This is a genomic window from Neisseria sp. P0021.S007 (assembly GCF_051956855.1).
In genome coordinates this window covers 1-431 of sequence record NZ_JBQCXA010001826.1, presented here as the reverse complement: position 1 = coordinate 431, position 431 = coordinate 1, and the positions used below count along the sequence as shown (strand labels likewise).

The following is a 431-nucleotide window of genomic DNA, read 5'->3' as shown; positions in this document are numbered from 1 at the left end:
GCTTCCACTTCAGGCATGTCTTCAATCAGACGCAATTTATACTCTTCGCCGCGATCTTGGAAAATTTTGATGGTTTCTGCACGAGGCGTCATCACTTTAATAATGTCATAGTCTTGTGCAATCAACTCTTTCATGCGCGCTTCGATGGCTGCTACATCATCAGGCGTAAATGGTTTTTCAGTTGCGATATCGTAATAGAACCCGTCTTCAATCACCGGGCCGATAACCATTTTGGCATCTGGGTAGAGCTGCTTGACCGCATGACCGACCAAGTGCGCGCAGGAGTGGCGGATAATTTCCACGCCTTCTTTGTCTTTAGGCGTAATGATTTGAACGTGGGCATCTTCGGTAATCGGATCGCAAGCATCCACCAATTTACCGTTAACCTTGCCCGCTACCGTTGCCTTTGCCAAACCTGCACCGATAGACGC

The 431-nt window shown here is 48.3% G+C and carries 1 protein-coding gene; it reads right to left on the bottom strand.

Going from position 1 to position 431, the window contains the following annotated elements:
* Positions 1-431: TGS domain-containing protein (locus tag ACTHUR_RS21665; RefSeq protein ID WP_440400878.1), on the bottom strand; the 431-nt coding region annotated here is incomplete at both ends.